Origin of the sequence: Janthinobacterium sp. FW305-129 (genome assembly GCF_020858115.1) — a bacterium.
GTDB lineage: Bacteria > Pseudomonadota > Gammaproteobacteria > Burkholderiales > Burkholderiaceae_D > Janthinobacterium.
Genome location: NZ_JACYMM010000002.1, coordinates 169,048 through 185,469, shown reverse-complemented (window position 1 = coordinate 185,469; position 16,422 = coordinate 169,048). Strand labels below are relative to the sequence as shown.

Genomic DNA, 16,422 nt, shown 5'->3' with positions numbered 1-16,422 from the left:
CAAGAGTGTGAAGCAAATGCCCGCGGCGGCGCTACCGCCCGGGATGGTTTGTCAGGCACTCTGCGACATGGACGCCGGGCCGCGCCAGCAGCGCGCAGTGCGGCATCCACGACGACAGCCACCCAGGATATGCAGTATTGCGTCATACATTGCGTAACAGATAAGTTAACCACAGCCTGAGATCAGTCGAACCGCCAATGGATCAATTCGCAAAAGAAACAATTCCTATTTCCCTCGAAGAAGAGATGCGCAAGAGCTACCTCGATTACGCCATGAGCGTGATCGTCGGCCGTGCCTTGCCCGATGCGCGCGATGGCTTGAAGCCAGTGCACCGCCGCGTCTTGTTCGCGATGCATGAAATGAATAACGTGTGGAACCGCCCTTACGTCAAGTGCGCCCGCGTGGTCGGCGAAACCATGGGTAAATACCATCCCCACGGCGATGCCTCGATCTACGACACCTTGGTGCGCATGGCGCAGGATTTTTCGCTGCGCTACATGCTCGTCGATGGCCAGGGCAACTTCGGTTCCGTCGACGGCGACGGCGCCGCGGCGATGCGTTACACCGAGTGCCGCCTGGACAAGATCGCCAGCGAGCTGCTGGCCGATATCGACAAGGACACCGTCGACTTCCAGCCCAACTACGACGGCAAGGAAAAGGAACCGACGGTCTTGCCGACGCGTATCCCGAACCTGCTGATCAACGGCTCGTCCGGTATCGCCGTCGGCATGGCGACGAACATTCCGCCACACAACATCACCGAAGTGATCGACGGCGCGCTGCACGTGCTGCGCAACCCGGAATGCACGATCGATGAATTGATCGAGATCATTCCCGCCCCCGATTTCCCTACCGCCGGCATCATCTATGGCGTGTCGGGCGTGCGCGACGGCTACCGCACGGGCCGCGGCCGCGTGGTGATGCGCGCCAAGACCCACTTCGAAGAATACGGCAAGGATGGCGGCCGCATCGCCATCATCGTCGACGAGCTGCCCTTCCAGGTCAACAAGAAATCCTTGCTGGAACGCATCGCCGAAAACGTGCGTGACAAGAAGCTGGACGGCATTTCCGACATCCGCGACGAATCCGACAAGTCGGGCATGCGCGTGGTGATCGAGCTGAAGCGGGGCGAAGTGCCGGAAGTGGTGCTCAACAACCTGTACAAGCAGACTCAGTTGCAGGACACCTTCGGCATGAACATGGTGGCCCTGGTCGATGGCCAGCCGAAGCTGCTGAACCTCAAGCAGATGCTGCAATGCTTCCTGTCGCACCGCCGCGAAGTGGTCACGCGCCGCACCGTGTTCGAACTGCGCAAGGCGCGCGAACGCGGCCACGTGCTCGAAGGCCTGGCTGTCGCGCTGGCCAACATCGATGACTTCATCACCATCATCAAGGCCGCGCCGACGCCGCCGATCGCCAAGGTCGAGCTGATGGCCAAGGCCTGGGATTCGTCCGTCGTGCGCGAAATGCTGGCCCGCACGGGCGACGGCACGACGCCAGGCGGCGTGGACGCCTACCGTCCGGAAAACCTGCCGAAGCACTACGGCATGCAGGCCGATGGCCTGTACAAGCTGTCGGACGACCAGGCGCAGGAAATCTTGCAGATGCGCCTGCAGCGCCTGACGGGCCTGGAACAGGACAAGATCGTCAACGAGTACAAGGACGTGATGGAACATATCGCCGACTTGCTCGACATCCTGGCCAAGCCGGAACGCGTTACCGTCATCATCACCGATGAAATGACTCTGGCGAAGAACGAATACGGCGCCGGCAACAAGGACGTGCGCCGCTCGCAGATCGAGCTCAATGCGACCGACCTGGAAACGGAAGACCTGATCACGCCGCAAGACATGGTCGTGACCCTGTCGCACACCGGCTACATGAAGGCGCAGCCGATCACCGAATACCGCGCGCAGAAGCGCGGCGGCCGCGGCAAGCAGGCCATGGCGACCAAAGAGGAAGACTGGATCGACCAGCTGTTCATCGCCAATACGCACGACTACATCCTGTGCTTCTCGGATCGTGGCCGCATGTACTGGCTGAAGGTGTGGGAAGTGCCGCAAGGCTCGCGCAATTCGCGCGGCAAGCCGATCGTCAACATGTTCCCGCTGCAGGACAACGAAAAGATCACCGTGATCCTGCCGCTGTCGGGCGAGAACCGCACGTTCCCGGAAGACCATTACGTGTTCATGTCGACCAGCCTGGGCACCGTGAAAAAGACGCCGCTGAAGGATTTCAGCAATCCACGCAAGGCCGGCATCATCGCGGTCGACCTGGACGACGGCGACTTCCTGATCGGCGCGGCGCTGACGGACGGCCAGCACGACGTGATGCTGTTCTCCGATTCGGGCAAGGCAGTGCGCTTCGACGAAAACGATGTGCGTCCGATGGGCCGCACGGCGCGCGGCGTGCGCGGCATGAACCTGGAAGAAGGCCAGCACGTGATCGCCCTGCTGGTGGCCGAGAACGAGCAGCAGTCGGTGCTGACGGCCACGGAAAACGGCTACGGCAAGCGCACGCCGATCACCGAGTACACGCGCCATGGCCGTGGCACGAAAGGCATGATCGCCATCCAGACCAGCGAGCGCAATGGCAAAGTGGTTGCCGCGACCCTGGTCGATGCCAGCGATGAAATCATGCTGATCACCACCGGTGGCGTCTTGATCCGCACCCGCGTGTCGGAAATCCGCGAGATGGGCCGCGCGACGCAGGGCGTGACCCTGATCGCCGTGGAAGACGGCACCAAGCTGTCCGGCCTGCAGCGCGTGGTGGAGACGGATATCGACGAAGTCGAGTTGACGACGGAGGCGGACGCCGCGCCTGCGCCGGCAGCGGCCGAACCAGCCGATCCTGTCGACCCGGCCCAGCCGGAGTAAGATGATTGGGGCTCTTTCGGGAGCCCCAATTGCTATTGGCGTGCCTTTTCCTGGCGCCGCCAGCACAATTTCGTAGGTCGGCTTAGCCCGTCGGGCGTAAGCCGACATGCATCGCCGGCAGTGCCCTTTTACCAGTCAATCAACATCCCGCATGCCATGAGAAAAATCGTCGCCACCTTCTTCGCCGCGTTTTCGCTGGCCTTCCTTGCCACCCTGCCGGCTCTGGCCCAGAGCACGCAAGCCACGCCCGCCCGCCAGGCGGCGCCCAGCCCCGCCATGAAGGTGGCCGTGCGGCGCATGCTCGACGCGATGCAATTCCCGCAGCTGACGCGCAACATCTTCGACCAGATGCTGCAATCGGTGCCTGCCATGATCCGCCAGTCGGCGCAGCAGCAAATCAGCAGCAACCCGAACCTGGACGAGCAGCGCAAGGCGCGCGCGCTGGCCAGCGCCGAGGAGGAGATCCCCGTCGCCATCGCCACCCTGACGCAGGTGCTGGCCGACCCGACCCTGATCGATGATCTGAGCGCTGAAATGGTGCCCCTGTACGCGCGCTTTTACACGGTGCAGGAAGTCGAGCAGCTGACGGCCTTCTACAAGACGCCGCTGGGCCGCAAGATGCTGGCCACCATGCCGCAACTGTCGGCCGAGTCGATGGCCATCAGCCAGCGCGTGCTGATCCCGCGCGTGAATGCCGTGCTTGACCAGGTCATGCGGGCGGCCACGCAGCCGCCCCAATAATTTCATTTTATTAAGGACCGTATCGTGACCCATATCTACAACTTCTCCGCCGGCCCCGCCGTCCTGCCCAAGGAAGTGCTGGCGCAAGCGGCGGCCGAGATGCAGGACTGGCATGGCAGTGGCATGTCGGTGATGGAAATGAGCCACCGTGGTCCCGAATTCATCTCCATCTACAAGCAGGCGGTGGCCGACCTGCGCGAGCTGCTGGCCGTGCCCGAGAACTATAAAATCCTGTTCCTGCAGGGCGGTGGCCTGGGCGAGAACGCCATCATCCCCATGAACCTGGTGGGTCTGGCCGCGCAGCAGCCGGCCACCATCGATTTCGTGCATACGGGCTCGTGGTCGGGCAAGTCGATCCAGGAAGCGGGCAAGTATGCCAACGTCAACGTGGCCGCGTCGTCCAAGGCTGCCCATTTCACGGGCGTGCCGCCCGTCGCCGAATGGCAGCTGACGCCGGGCGCCGCCTACCTGCACATCTGCACCAATGAAACCATCGACGGCGTGGAATTCCAGCAGGCGCCGAATGTCCCCGCAGGCACCACCATCGTGGCCGACATGTCTTCGCACATTCTGTCGCGCGTTATTGACGTATCGCAATATGGCGTCATTTTTGGCGGCGCGCAGAAAAATATCGGCCCGGCCGGCCTGACCCTGGTCATCGTGCGCGAAGACTTGCTGGGCAAGGCGCTGCCGATCTGCCCGTCCGCTTTCGACTGGACCATCGTGGCCGAACATGAGTCGATGTACAACACGCCGCCTACCTATGGCATCTATATCGCCGGCCTGGTTTTCCAGTGGCTCAAACGCCAGGGTGGCGTTGCAGCCATGGAACAGCGTAATATTGAGAAAGCGGCGCTGCTGTATGCGGCGCTCGATGCGGACGATTTCTACCAGAACCGGGTCGACCCCGCATACCGCTCGCGCATGACCATCCCGTTCTATCTGCGCGACGAAAGTCTGAACGACGCATTCCTGGCCGGCGCCAAGCAGCGCGGCCTGCTGCAACTGAAGGGCCACAAGTCCGTCGGCGGCATGCGTGCATCGATCTATAACGCGATGCCGATCGAGGGCGTGCAAGCCCTGGTGAATTATCTGAACGAGTTTGCCGGACGCTGAGTCGCTTAACCGACCGCGCCGGCCCGCCGCCGGCGCAGGCCGCGCGGCAATGATTGAAGTACAGCTGACGAAACAAACCAACCATGACCGATAAATTGAAACCGCTGCGCGAACAGATCGATGCCATCGACGCGCAAATCCTCGAACTGCTGAACCGCCGCGCGCAGATCGCCCAGCAAGTGGGCCACGTGAAGGCCGAAACCCAGGCGCCCGTATTCCGCCCCGAGCGCGAAGCGCAGGTGCTGCGCGGCGTGGCCGAGCGCAATCCCGGCCCCATGGGCGACCGCGAAGTGCAGACCATCTTCCGCGAAATCATGTCGTCCTGCCGCTCGCTGGAAAAACGCGTCACTGTCGCCTATCTTGGCCCGGCAGGCACCTTCAGCGAACAGGCCGTCTACCAGCAGTTCGGCAGCGCCGTCGAAGGTTTGCCGTGCGCCTCCATCGACGAAGTGTTCCGCTCCGCCGAGGCGGGTACGGCGGATTTCGGCGTGGTGCCGATCGAGAACTCCTCGGAAGGCGCCGTCAACCGCACCCTGGACATGATGCTGCAGACTAGCCTCATCATCAGCGGTGAAGTCGCGATTGCCGTGCACCACAGCCTGATGACGAAGAGCGGCAACATGGATGGCGTCACGGCCATTTGCGCCCATTCGCAGGCGCTGGCGCAGTGCCAGGTGTGGCTGAACCAGAATTATCCGCACGTCGAGCGCCGCGCCGTGGCCTCGAACGCCGAGGCGGCGCGCCTGGCCGGCGAAGATGGCACGGTGGCGGCGATCGCCAGCGAACTGGCGGGCGCGCAGTACAAGCTGGGCGTGGTCAAGGGCCACATCCAGGACGACCCGCACAACCGCACGCGCTTTGCCGTCGTGGGCACCTTGCAGACGGCGCCGTCGGGCAAGGACCAGACCTCGCTGGTATTGGCCGTGCCGAACAAGGCCGGCGCCGTGTATCAGTTGCTGGCGCCCCTGGCCAGGAACGGCGTGTCGATGACGCGCTTCGAGTCGCGCCCGGCGCGCATGGGCAGCTGGGAGTATTATTTCTATGTCGACGTGGAGGGCCACGTGCATGACGCGGCCGTCGCGCAGGCGCTGGCCGAGCTGCAGAGCAACGCGGCGTTTTTCAAGGTGCTGGGGTCGTATCCGGTCAGCCTGTGAAGTTGTAGCGATTCTTACAATCACCCACTTTTTTAAAGAACACCATGTCTAAAAATATCGGTCCAGAATACGTCCGCGCCATCGCCCCTTACCAGAGCGGCAAACCGATCGCGGAAGTCGCGCGCGAATTCGGCCTCGACGAGGCAGCCATCGTCAAGCTGGCGTCGAATGAAAATCCGTACGGCATGCCGGAATCGGCCAAGCAGGCGATGATCGCCGCCATCGATGACCTGGGCCGCTACCCGGACGCCAACGGCTTTGACTTGAAGGCCGTGCTGTCGAAACGCTACGACGTGCCGGCCGACTGGATCACCCTGGGCAACGGCAGCAACGACATCCTGGAAATCGCCGCGCACGCGTTTGTCGAGCACGGCCAGTCCGTCGTGTACTCGCAATACTCGTTCGCCGTGTACGCGCTGGCCACGCAGGGCCTGGGCGCGCGCCACATCGTCGTGCCGGCGCAAGCCTACGGCCATGACCTCGACGCCATGGCGGCGGCGATCGCCGACGATACGCGTCTGGTCTTCATCGCCAACCCGAACAACCCGACCGGCACCTTCCTGACGGCCGCGCAGCTGGAAGCCTTCCTCAAGAAGGTGCCTGCGCACGTCGTCGTCGTGCTGGACGAGGCCTACAACGAATTCCTGTCTGCCGACGACCAGTACGAGTCGACGGCGTGGGTACGCCAGTATCCGAACCTGGTGGTGTCGCGCACCCTGTCGAAGGCGTATGGCCTGGCCGGCCTGCGCATCGGCTTTGCCATCGCCCAGCCAGCGCTGACGGACCTGATGAACCGCATCCGCCAGCCATTCAACGTCAATTCGCTGGCGCAGGCGGCAGCGATTGCCGCCTTGAACGACAAGGCCTTCCTCGAGCAAAGCGCGCGCAACAACGCGGCCGGCTACCAGCAGTTCACGGAGGCGTTTACGCAACTGGGCCTGGAATATGTGCCGTCGCATGGCAATTTCGTGCTGGTGAAGGTGGGCGACGACGATGAAGCGGGCGCGCGCGTCAATCTGGCGCTGCTCAAGCAGGGCGTGATCGTGCGCCCCGTCGGCAGCTACGGCTTGCCGCAATGGCTGCGCATTTCCATCGGCCTGCCGCAGGAAAACGCCATCTTCATCGCCGCGCTGACGAAAGCGCTGGCCTGACGATATGACGACGCCTGCACTGAACAAGGTCGTCATTTTCGGCGTGGGCCTGATCGGCGGCTCGTTCGCGCGCGCCCTGAAGCACGCGGGAGCCGTCGCCACGGTGGTCGGCATGGGCCGGTCGCCGGCATCGATGGCGCGCGCGCTTGAACTGGGCATCATCGACGAAATCGGCGGCGACATGGCGCAAGCCATGGCGGGCGCCGATCTGGTGCTGCTGGCCGCGCCCGTGGCGCAGACGGGTGCCATCCTCGCGTCCATCGCGCCGCACCTGCAGCCGGGAACCATCGTCACCGACGCGGGCAGCACGAAAAGCGACGTGGTGGCGGCCGCGCGCGCAGCACTTGGTGTCAAGGTGGCGCAATTCGTGCCCGGCCACCCGATCGCGGGACGCGAGACGAATGGCCCCGATGCGGCCATCATTGACTTATATCAAGGCAAGAAAGTGGTGCTCACGCCGCTGGCGGAAAACGCCGCGTCCGACGTGGAACGGGTGACGGCCGCCTGGCGTGCCTGCGGCGCCATCCTGCACACCTTGAGCCCCAAAGAACATGACAAGGTGTTTGCCGCCGTCAGCCATCTGCCGCATTTGCTGGCCTTTGCGCTGGTCGACGACATCGCCAACAAGCCGCACGCGGGCCTGCTGTTTCAATACGCGGCCAGCGGCTTTCGCGACTTTACGCGCATCGCCGGCTCATCGCCGGAAATGTGGCGCGACATCAGCCTGGCCAACCAGCCGGCGCTGCTGCACGAACTGGACGCCTACCTGGCGCAGTTGACGACCTTGCGCGCCCACCTGGCCGCCAACGACGGCGCCGCCATCGAGGGCGTGTACGCGAACGCCCAGCACGCGCGGCAGCAATGGATAGAGGCGATCGAAACGGCGGAAGCGCCCGCGCCCACACAATAATTGAAGGATTCCAGCATGACCCAGATCAAGCACTACCCCCACCATATCGATTTGAAGCCGGTGATGCACGTCGAAGGCACGGTGCGTTTGCCCGGCTCGAAAAGCATTTCCAACCGCGTGCTGCTGCTGGCCGCGCTGGCCAGGGGCACGACGAAAATCATCGATTTGCTCGCTTCCGACGACACCTTCGTCATGCTGACGGCCCTGACGTCGCTGGGCGTCAAATGGACGCAGGATGAATTGACGGGCGACCCGGCCACTGCCCACCAGGTGCACCACGTGGAAGGCTGCGGCGGCGTGTTCCCGCACCACGCGGCGGACCTGTTCATGGGGAACGCCGGCACGGCGATCCGCCCGCTGACGGCGGCGCTGGCCGTGATCGGCGGCGACTACACGCTGCATGGCGTGTCGCGCATGCACGAGCGCCCCATCGGCGACCTGGTCGACGCGCTGAACGCCGTCGGCACGCAGATTGAATACACGGGCGAGCAGGGCTTCCCGCCACTGCGCATTCGCCGCGGTCACATCCACGCGCAGCGCATCGCCGTGCGCGGCAACGTGTCGAGCCAGTTCCTGACGGCCTTGCTGATGGTGGCGCCGCTGATGGCGCGCGACCATGCCGTGACCATCGATGTCACGGGCGAGCTGATTTCGAAGCCGTACATCGAGATCACGCTGAACCTGATGCGCCGTTTCGGCGTGAAGGTCGAGCATGACGGCTGGCAGTCGTTCACCGTGCAGCCGGGCCAGCAGTATCAAAGCCCGGGCACCATCCACGTGGAAGGCGACGCCTCGTCGGCCTCGTACTTCCTGGCGGCCGGCGCCATCGGCGGCGGTCCCGTGCGCGTGGAGGGCGTGGGACGCGACAGCATCCAGGGCGACGTGCGCTTCGTCGAAGCCTTGCAGCAGATGGGCGCGACCATCACCATGGGCGAGAACTGGATCGAGGCCCGTTCGAACGGCGTGCTGAAAGCCGTCGACATGGACTTTAATCACATCCCCGACGCGGCCATGACGATCGCCGTGGCGGCCCTGTACGCGGACGGCACCAGCACCTTGCGCAATATCGCCAGCTGGCGCGTGAAGGAAACGGACCGCCTGGCCGCCATGGCGACGGAATTGCGTAAACTGGGCGCCGAAGTGGAGGAGGGCGCGGACTATCTGCGCGTGACGCCGCCGGCGCAAATTGCCGCTGCCACCATCGACACGTATGATGACCACCGCATGGCCATGTGCTTTTCGCTCGCCTCGCTCGATGGCGCCGCGCGCCGCGGCAACGAGATGCGCATCAACGATCCGAAATGCGTGGCCAAGACCTTCCCCGAGTATTTCGCCGCATTTGCGGGGATTGCCAAAGACACCTTGATTTAATTGATTGTTTAATACTATGCCAACCTCCAACATCCCAGTCATCGCCATCGACGGCCCCACCGCTTCCGGCAAGGGCACGGTGGCCCATCGCGTGGCCGACAAGCTGGGCTTTCATTACCTGGACTCGGGCGCGCTGTACCGCCTGACGGCCTTGAGCGCGCTGCGCCGCGGCACCGACTTGCGCGACGAGCACGCGCTGGCCAAGCTGGCCGAGCACTTGCCCTGCCATTTCGCGGGCGGCGAAATCCTGCTGGCGCAGGAAAACGTCACCGAACAGATCCGCGCCGAAGAAGTGGGCAATACGGCGTCGAAAATTGCCGTATTGCCAACGGTTCGCCATGCCCTCGTGGGCTTGCAGCTGGGTTTTCGCAAGACGCCGGGCCTGGTGGCCGACGGGCGCGACATGGGCACGGTGATCTTCCCGCATGCCCAATTGAAGGTCTTTCTCACGGCCAGCGTCGAGGCGCGCGCGCAACGGCGCTACAAGCAATTGATAGACAAGGGTTTTTCTGCTAATATGGAAGACCTTCTGATGGATTTGCAGGCGCGGGACGAACGTGATACTCACCGTGCGATTGCGCCGCTGGTCCCCGCGGAAGGGGCGCATGTCCTCGATACGTCGGCAATGACGGCAGATGATGCCGTCGAAACCGTGTTGAAATGGTATGCGTCAGTTGCAAAATAGTGTGATTACTATGCTATGTGGTGCCCGTTGACGGCTCCTGGCCTGTCCGGGTGTGTCAAAAACCTAACCCAGTTTAAGTCGCATCGTGCGATCTCTGCTGGATAACCTGTGTGAACCCTATGTCTACTGTTACAACTAACGAATCTACCGGTATGGAAAGTTTTGCTGCGCTCTTCGAGGAATCGTTGTCGCGTCAAGATATGCGCTCCGGCGAAGTTATTTCCGCTGAAGTCGTGCGCCTCGACCACAATTTCGTGATCGTCAACGCCGGCCTCAAATCCGAAGCATTCATCCCTGTCGAAGAATTCAAGAACGACCACGGCGAACTGGAAGTCAAAGTTGGTGACTTCGTTTCCGTGGCGATCGAATCGCTGGAAAACGGTTTCGGCGATACCATCCTGTCGCGCGATAAAGCCAAGCGTCTGGCTTCGTGGCTGGCTCTGGAAAAAGCGATGGAATCGGGCGAAATCGTCGTCGGTACCGTCAATGGTAAAGTCAAAGGCGGTCTGACCGTGTTGACCAACGGCATCCGCGCATTCCTGCCGGGTTCGCTGGTTGATACCCGTCCTGTCAAAGACACCACCCCATTCGAAGGCAAAACCCTCGAATTCAAAGTGATCAAGCTGGATCGCAAGCGTAACAACGTGGTTCTGTCCCGCCGCGCCGTCATCGAAGCTTCGATGGGCGAAGAGCGTCAGAAACTGATGGAAACGCTGAAAGAAGGCACGGTCGTGACCGGCGTCGTCAAAAATATCACCGACTACGGCGCGTTCGTGGATCTGGGCGGTATCGATGGCTTGCTGCACATCACCGACCTGGCATGGCGCCGTGTACGTCACCCGTCGGAAGTTCTGACGGTTGGCCAGGAAATCACCGCCAAAGTCCTGAAATACGATCAAGAGAAAAACCGTGTTTCGCTGGGCGTGAAACAACTGGGCGACGATCCTTGGACCGGTCTGTCCCGTCGTTACCCACAAAGCACCCGTCTGTTCGGTAAAGTAACGAACCTGACCGACTACGGCGCGTTCGTTGAAGTGGAACAGGGTATCGAAGGTCTGGTACACGTTTCCGAAATGGACTGGACGAACAAAAACGTTGCTCCTAACAAAGTTGTCCAACTGGGCGACGAAGTAGAAGTGATGGTTCTGGAAATCGACGAAGAGCGTCGTCGTATCTCGCTGGGCATGAAACAGTGCAAAGCCAATCCATGGGACGACTTCGGTGTTACCCATAAGAAAGGTGACAAAGTCCGCGGCGCGATCAAATCGATCACCGACTTCGGCGTGTTCATCGGCCTGGCCGGCAACATCGACGGTCTGGTGCACCTGTCCGACCTGTCCTGGACCGAAACCGGCGAAGAAGCCGTGCGTCGCTTCAAGAAAGGTGACGAACTGGAAGCCATCGTTCTGGCCATCGACGTTGAGCGCGAGCGCGTTTCCCTGGGCGTCAAGCAACTGGAAGGTGACCCATTCAACAACTTCGCAGCCATGAACGACAAGGGCTCGCTGGTAACCGGTACCGTTAAATCGGTTGAGCCTAAAGGCGCCGTGATCCAACTGTCCGAAGAAGTTGAAGGCTACCTGCGCGCTTCCGAAATCTCGCGCGACCGCGTTGAAGATGCTGGTACGCACCTGAAAGTCGGCGATACCGTTGAAGCAATGGTTCTGAACATCGACCGCAAAGCCCGTGGTATCCAACTGTCGATCAAAGCGAAAGACAACGTGGAAACCCAGGAAGCCATGCAGAAGATGGCAGCTACCGACAACAACGCAGCTTCGGGCACCACCAGCCTGGGCGCCTTGTTGAAAGCTAAGTTCGATAACAAGAACTAAGACTTCGCGGATACCGGCAGATGACAAAGTCCGAGCTGATCAACCGCCTCGCTGAGCGTTATTCTCAGCTGGTGGCGAAAGATGCGGAGTATGCCGTCAAGACCATTCTCGATGCGATGACCAACGCCCTGGCGACCGGTCAGCGTATCGAGATCCGCGGTTTTGGCAGTTTTGCCCTGAACAGCAGGCCCCCGCGCATCGGCCGCAACCCGAAATCCGGCGACAAGGTGATGGTGCCCGAAAAACGGGTACCCCACTTCAAGCCGGGCAAACAGTTGCGCGAGCGGGTGGACGCGATGGTCGGGCAACCGATTATCGAGGATTAATCGTCTGCTGGAAGGCGACATAGAAAGCGGCGTCCCTTGGATGCCGCTTTTTTTTGTTAATATGCTGAGAATACCTGACATAAGCTACTGCGCGTCGCGCTTTGCGGCCGGCGATGCTCACCGTGCTCGAGCACGGTTGCGCTTCTTGGCCACAAATCACTGACGCTCGCTGCGCTTCTGTCAGGCATTCCAAGGTTGTGCCATACGGGCATTTTTTGTACTTTCTGGGCGTATCGATGAAAATCATCTCCACCATCGTTGGCTGTGTTCTTTTCGTCCTGTTCTTCAGTTTTGCGCTGAAGAATGCGCAGGTTGTCGACCTGCATGTTTTCCTCAATTATGAAATTCGCGGCCCCCTGGTCCTGATGCTGCTGGGCTTTTTTGTCGCTGGCGCCAGCCTGGGCGTGCTGGCCCTGACGCCGACCGTGTTCCGTCACCGCCGCGAAGCGAGCAAGCAAAAAACCACCATTGCCGCGCTGCAGACAGTTGGCGTGCCCAGCAATGTCCAGCCGCAACCGGACAGCGTGAGCGCGCAGTAAGCGCCGTCCTCGCTCCTATCTCTCTTACTCGAATAAAAACAATCGCATGGATTTTGAACTCTGGTGGCTCTTGGGTATCCCGGTGTTTTTCGCGCTGGGCTGGATTGCCGCGCGTGTTGACATTCATCAACTGGTGTCCGAATCGCGCAGCCTGCCGCGCAATTACTTCAAGGGCTTGAATTTCCTGCTCAATGAACAGCACGACAAGGCCATCGACGCCTTCATCGAAGTCGTCAAGCTGGACCCGGAATCGGCCGATATGCATTTTGCGCTGGGTAATCTGTTCCGCCGCCGCGGCGAGACGGAGCGCGCCATCCGCGTGCACCAGAACTTGCTGGCGCGCCCGGATCTGCCGCTGGAACAGCAGGGCCATGCCGCCTACGAGCTGGGCATGGATTACCTGAAGGCGGGTTTGCTGGACCGCGCCGAAGAAACCTTCAACAGCCTGGTCGACACGCAATATGCGGCCCAGGCGCGCCGCGCGCTGCTGGAAATCTACCAGCGCGAAAAGGAATGGCCACGCGCCATCGAAGCGGCCGTGGGTTTGCAGGAATCGGGCGCCGGCGCGCGCCAGAAGGAAATCGCCCAGTTCTATTGCGAGCTGGCGCATGACGCCCTCGTGCACATGAAACCGGACGAAGCCATGCCGCTGCTGGAAAAAGCCCTGCAGACGGACCGCAAGAGCGTGCGCGCCACCATCCTGACGGGCGACGTGCTGCTGGCGCGCGGCGACGTGGAAGGCGCGCTGACCACCTGGCGCCGCGTCGAGCAGCAAAGCGTGCCGCACGTGGCCCTGGTGGCCCAGCGCCTGATGGATGGTTACACCAGGCTGGGCCGTCCGCAGGAAGGCGTCAACCTGCTGCGTTCCTACCTGGAAGAGGCGTCGTCGATCGACCTGATCGAAGTCGTCTTCAAGGCCGTCATCGAACTCGACGGCGTGGAAGCGGCGAAACAGCTGGTCAGCGCGGAATTGCGCCGCACGCCGACCCTGCTGGGCCTCGATAAACTGCTGGAAGCGCGCATGATGGATGCCCCGGCCGCCATCTGGTCGGAGCTGTCGATGGTGAAAAACCTCGTGCACGGCTACACGCAGAAGCTGGCCCGCTACCAGTGCAGCCACTGCGGCTTCAAGGCGCGCCAGTTCTACTGGCACTGCCCTGGCTGCAATAAGTGGGAAACCTACCCGCCGCGCCGCACTGAAGAATTAAATGTCATGAATTGATCAATCGTACACGCCACCTTGCCTCGCGCAACGTGGCGTGTACTCGTATGTAACACCTATATTTCAGAAATACGGCACAACCATGAAAATCACCATTATCGGCACGGGCTATGTGGGCCTCGTGACCGGCGCCTGCCTGGCGGAGCTGGGCAACGACGTCTTTTGCCTCGACCTGGACGCACAGAAGGTCGCTTTGCTCAACAGCGGCGGCATCCCCATCCATGAACCGGGCCTGGAAGAGGTCGTCGCGCGCAACCGCGCCGCCGGGCGCATGACCTTTTCCACCGACATCGAAGCGGCCGCCGCGCACGGCGTGATGCAATTCATCGCCGTCGGCACGCCGCCCGATGAAGACGGCTCGGCCGACTTGCAATACGTGCTGGCCGCCGCGCGCGGCATCGGCAAGTACATGACGGACTTCAAGGTCATCGTCGACAAGTCCACCGTGCCCGTCGGCACGGCTGAAAAAGTGCGCGCCGCCATCCAGGGCGAACTCGACGCGCGCGGCGTGGCCGCCACGTTCTCGGTGGCGTCGAACCCGGAATTCCTGAAGGAAGGCGCGGCCGTCGAAGACTTCATGCGCCCGGACCGCATCGTCGTCGGCGTCGATGCCACGCCGGACGGCGAGCGCGCACGCGAATTGCTGAAAAGCCTGTACGCGCCGTTCAACCGCAACCACGAGCGCACCCACTGGATGGACGTGCGCTCGGCCGAGTTCACCAAATATGCGGCGAATGCCATGCTGGCCACGCGCATTTCCTTCATGAATGAACTGGCGAACCTGGCCGACAAGGTGGGCGTCGATATCGAAGCCGTACGCCATGGCATCGGTTCCGACCCGCGCATCGGCCATAGTTTCCTGTACGCCGGTTGCGGCTATGGCGGTTCCTGCTTCCCGAAAGACGTGCAGGCGCTCGAGCGCACGGCGCGCGGCTACGGCCAGGAATTGCTGATCCTGCGTGCCGTCGAAGCCGTCAACGACCAGCAGAAGCAGGTGCTGGGACGCAAAGTGGTCACTCGCTTCGGCGAAGATTTGACGGGCCGGCATTTCGCCGTGTGGGGCCTGGCCTTCAAGCCGAATACGGACGACATGCGCGAAGCGTCGGCCCGCGTCCTGCTGGCGGACTTGCTGGGACGCGGCGCAACCGTGGCCGTGTACGACCCCGTCGCCATGGCCGAGGCGCGCCGCGTGCTGCAACTGGACTTGACGCCGGAGCAATTGGCGAAGGTGCGCTTTGCCGACAGTCCGAAGGATGCGCTGCAGGACGCCGATGCGCTGCTCATCGTGACGGAATGGAAAGCCTTCCGCAGCCCCGACTTCGAGCAGGTCAAGGCGCGCCTGAAGCAGGCCGTGATCTTTGACGGACGCAATCTGTTCGAGCCGGCCGTCATGGCCGAGAACGGCATCGAATACCACGGGATCGGTCGCTCGATCCTGACGCGCGCATGAGCGCCAATGAGGTGGTCGCCTTGACGGCGCCGGCCGCATTGGCCCAGGTACGCCTGCTGGTGGTGGGCGATGTGATGCTGGACCGCTACTGGTTCGGCGACGTCAGCCGTATTTCGCCGGAAGCGCCCGTGCCCATCGTGCGCATCGAGAAGCGCGAAGAGCGCCTGGGCGGCGCGGCCAACGTGGCGCGCAATGCGGCCGCGCTGGGCGCGAAGACGAGCTTGCTGGGCGTGGTGGGCGACGACGAGGCCGGCAGCCAGGTCGAGCGCCTGCTCGAAGGCGGCGGCATCCACAGCTATCTGCAGCGCGACGCGGCCATTTCCACCATCATCAAGCTGCGCGTGATCGGCCGCCAGCAGCAGATGCTGCGCATCGATTTCGAGGATGCGCCCAGCGACACGGTGCTGCGCGACAAGCTCAAGCAATTCAATGCGCTGTTGCCCAGCTACGACGTGGTGATCCTGTCCGATTACGCCAAGGGCAGCCTGGTGAACGTGGCCGAGATGATCAAGGCGGCCCGCGCCGCCGGCAAGATCGTCATGGTCGATCCGAAAGGCGATGATTTCAGCCGCTATGCGGGAGCGTCAGTGCTCACTCCGAACAAGTCCGAGCTGCGCCGCGTGGTCGGCAGCTGGAGCACGGAAGAGCAACTCACGGAACGCGCGCAGCAGATGCGCGCGCAGCTGGGGCTGGATGCCTTGCTGCTGACGCGTTCGGAAGAAGGCATGAGCCTGTACACGGCCGATGATGTGCTGCACATGCCCACCGATGCGCGCGAAGTGTTCGACGTCTCGGGCGCCGGCGACACGGTGATCGCCACCATGGCGGCCATGCTGGGCGCCGGGATGGACCTGGGCGACGCCGTGCGTACGGCCAACCGCGCCGGCGGCATCGTCGTCGGCAAGCTGGGCACGGCCACCGTCACCCGCGAAGAGCTGTTCCCGCAGTAAATTGTTGCACTACCTGCGCCAGGCCGTTTGATCTGGCGCAGGTTTTCCTGCCGTTCTGCCGTGCCGTCTTGTCAACCATATCACGCCACAGCCGTTAAA

General features: G+C 62.3%; 14 protein-coding genes. All 14 read left to right on the top strand.

Going from position 1 to position 16,422, the window contains the following annotated elements:
• The first annotated feature begins 197 nt into the window (after positions 1-197).
• Positions 198-2,876: a DNA gyrase subunit A gene (gene gyrA / locus IGS61_RS04395; protein WP_230538498.1), complete on the top strand. Its 2,679-nt coding sequence runs from the start codon at positions 198-200 to the stop codon at positions 2,874-2,876.
• Between the two features lie 156 nt (positions 2,877-3,032).
• Entirely contained in the window at positions 3,033-3,617 is a 585-nt protein-coding gene (locus IGS61_RS04390; RefSeq protein ID WP_230538497.1) for a DUF2059 domain-containing protein, read from the top strand.
• Positions 3,618-3,641: 24 nt separating this feature from the next.
• A complete protein-coding gene (gene serC / locus IGS61_RS04385; protein ID WP_230538496.1) occupies positions 3,642-4,733 on the top strand; it encodes a 3-phosphoserine/phosphohydroxythreonine transaminase in 1,092 nt (363 codons plus the stop codon).
• 83 nt (positions 4,734-4,816) lie between these two features.
• Positions 4,817-5,887 carry a prephenate dehydratase gene (pheA, locus tag IGS61_RS04380; protein WP_230538495.1) on the top strand — a complete coding sequence of 357 codons (1,071 nt, stop codon included), beginning with the start codon at positions 4,817-4,819 and terminating at the stop codon, positions 5,885-5,887.
• A 44-nt stretch (positions 5,888-5,931) separates the two neighbouring features.
• Complete coding sequence (gene hisC, locus IGS61_RS04375) at positions 5,932-7,038, top strand: histidinol-phosphate transaminase (protein ID WP_230538494.1); 1,107 nt, start codon at positions 5,932-5,934, stop codon at positions 7,036-7,038.
• A 4-nt stretch (positions 7,039-7,042) separates the two neighbouring features.
• Positions 7,043-7,948 carry a prephenate dehydrogenase gene (locus tag IGS61_RS04370; protein WP_230538493.1) on the top strand — a complete coding sequence of 302 codons (906 nt, stop codon included), beginning with the start codon at positions 7,043-7,045 and terminating at the stop codon, positions 7,946-7,948.
• Between the two features lie 15 nt (positions 7,949-7,963).
• Positions 7,964-9,319 carry a 3-phosphoshikimate 1-carboxyvinyltransferase gene (gene aroA / locus IGS61_RS04365; protein ID WP_230538492.1) on the top strand — a complete coding sequence of 452 codons (1,356 nt, stop codon included), beginning with the start codon at positions 7,964-7,966 and terminating at the stop codon, positions 9,317-9,319.
• Between the two features lie 16 nt (positions 9,320-9,335).
• Positions 9,336-10,004, top strand: coding sequence for a (d)CMP kinase (gene cmk, locus IGS61_RS04360; protein WP_230538491.1), 669 nt, complete (start codon positions 9,336-9,338; stop codon positions 10,002-10,004).
• A 119-nt stretch (positions 10,005-10,123) separates the two neighbouring features.
• Positions 10,124-11,836: a 30S ribosomal protein S1 gene (rpsA, locus tag IGS61_RS04355; RefSeq protein ID WP_071650172.1), complete on the top strand. Its 1,713-nt coding sequence runs from the start codon at positions 10,124-10,126 to the stop codon at positions 11,834-11,836.
• A gap of 20 nt (positions 11,837-11,856) precedes the next feature.
• Positions 11,857-12,162 carry an integration host factor subunit beta gene (locus IGS61_RS04350; protein WP_008446215.1) on the top strand — a complete coding sequence of 102 codons (306 nt, stop codon included), beginning with the start codon at positions 11,857-11,859 and terminating at the stop codon, positions 12,160-12,162.
• Between the two features lie 236 nt (positions 12,163-12,398).
• Positions 12,399-12,701 (top strand): LapA family protein, encoded by a 303-nt coding sequence (locus IGS61_RS04345; RefSeq protein WP_076567441.1) that lies wholly within the window; start codon positions 12,399-12,401, stop codon positions 12,699-12,701.
• A gap of 46 nt (positions 12,702-12,747) precedes the next feature.
• A complete protein-coding gene (gene lapB / locus IGS61_RS04340; protein WP_230538490.1) occupies positions 12,748-13,923 on the top strand; it encodes a lipopolysaccharide assembly protein LapB in 1,176 nt (391 codons plus the stop codon).
• 82 nt (positions 13,924-14,005) lie between these two features.
• Positions 14,006-15,373, top strand: a complete 1,368-nt coding sequence (locus IGS61_RS04335) for a UDP-glucose dehydrogenase family protein (protein WP_230538489.1) — start codon at positions 14,006-14,008, stop codon at positions 15,371-15,373.
• Positions 15,370-16,323, top strand: coding sequence for a D-glycero-beta-D-manno-heptose-7-phosphate kinase (rfaE1, locus tag IGS61_RS04330; protein ID WP_230538488.1), 954 nt, complete (start codon positions 15,370-15,372; stop codon positions 16,321-16,323). Before IGS61_RS04335 ends, rfaE1 begins: the two co-directional genes overlap by 4 nt.
• Positions 16,324-16,422: the final 99 nt, after the last annotated feature.

Excerpts from the sequence above, each read along its gene's own strand:
- gyrA (WP_230538498.1), top strand. The coding sequence starts at position 198 with ATGGATCAATTCGCAAAAGAAACAATTCCTATTTCCCTCGAAGAAGAG.
- IGS61_RS04390 (WP_230538497.1), top strand. The coding sequence starts at position 3,033 with ATGAGAAAAATCGTCGCCACCTTCTTCGCCGCGTTTTCGCTGGCCTTC.
- pheA (WP_230538495.1), top strand. The coding sequence starts at position 4,817 with ATGACCGATAAATTGAAACCGCTGCGCGAACAGATCGATGCCATCGAC.
- hisC (WP_230538494.1), top strand. The coding sequence starts at position 5,932 with ATGTCTAAAAATATCGGTCCAGAATACGTCCGCGCCATCGCCCCTTAC.
- IGS61_RS04370 (WP_230538493.1), top strand. The coding sequence starts at position 7,043 with ATGACGACGCCTGCACTGAACAAGGTCGTCATTTTCGGCGTGGGCCTG.
- aroA (WP_230538492.1), top strand. The coding sequence starts at position 7,964 with ATGACCCAGATCAAGCACTACCCCCACCATATCGATTTGAAGCCGGTG.
- cmk (WP_230538491.1), top strand. The coding sequence starts at position 9,336 with ATGCCAACCTCCAACATCCCAGTCATCGCCATCGACGGCCCCACCGCT.
- rpsA (WP_071650172.1), top strand. The coding sequence starts at position 10,124 with ATGTCTACTGTTACAACTAACGAATCTACCGGTATGGAAAGTTTTGCT.
- IGS61_RS04350 (WP_008446215.1), top strand. The coding sequence starts at position 11,857 with ATGACAAAGTCCGAGCTGATCAACCGCCTCGCTGAGCGTTATTCTCAG.
- IGS61_RS04345 (WP_076567441.1), top strand. The coding sequence starts at position 12,399 with ATGAAAATCATCTCCACCATCGTTGGCTGTGTTCTTTTCGTCCTGTTC.
- lapB (WP_230538490.1), top strand. The coding sequence starts at position 12,748 with ATGGATTTTGAACTCTGGTGGCTCTTGGGTATCCCGGTGTTTTTCGCG.
- IGS61_RS04335 (WP_230538489.1), top strand. The coding sequence starts at position 14,006 with ATGAAAATCACCATTATCGGCACGGGCTATGTGGGCCTCGTGACCGGC.
- rfaE1 (WP_230538488.1), top strand. The coding sequence starts at position 15,370 with ATGAGCGCCAATGAGGTGGTCGCCTTGACGGCGCCGGCCGCATTGGCC.